This is a genomic window from Micromonospora aridisoli, assembly GCF_056150025.1.
This window is the reverse complement of record NZ_JAXCFK010000217.1, coordinates 1-497: the sequence shown is the minus strand read 5'-3', so window position 1 is coordinate 497 and position 497 is coordinate 1. Positions and strand designations below refer to the sequence as shown.

Sequence of the window (497 nt, the reverse complement as noted above, 5' to 3'; positions counted from 1 at the left end):
CGCGACGGGACCGGCGACACCACGAAGGCGATCAAGAAGATCGAGGCGTTCCGCTTCGACGATCTCCCGCCGTCGACCCGGATCAGCGCGCCGGCCGCCGGACTGCTCGCCACGAAGAGCTTCGTGGCCAGCGGCACCGCCACCGACGAACAGGGCGCCAGCTCGATGATCTATTCGTTCCGCACCCCGGACAACCGCTACCTCCAGGACGACGGCAGCGTCGCGGCGGTCTACAACACGTTCCGCGGCGAGCCGGACGTGATCGGCGCGAAGTCCGCCACCTGGCAGTACGAGGTGACGTTGCCGATCGAGGGGCAGTGGCGGATGACCGCCACGGCCGTCGACACGGTCGGGCAGAGCGACCTGCGCGGCGACACCCGGGACTGGACCGTCTCGGCCACCGGCGTCCCGCCGACGGTGGCGATCACCGCGCCGGTGGCGATGACGCCGCCGACCTCCGCCGCGCCGCTGACCGTGGCGCCCGGGGCGACTGTCAC

General features: G+C 71.8%; 1 pseudogene. It reads left to right on the top strand.

Annotated elements, in window-relative coordinates:
* Nucleotides 1-497: pseudogene (locus SM447_RS30185) on the top strand (Ig-like domain-containing protein); the annotation flags it as partial.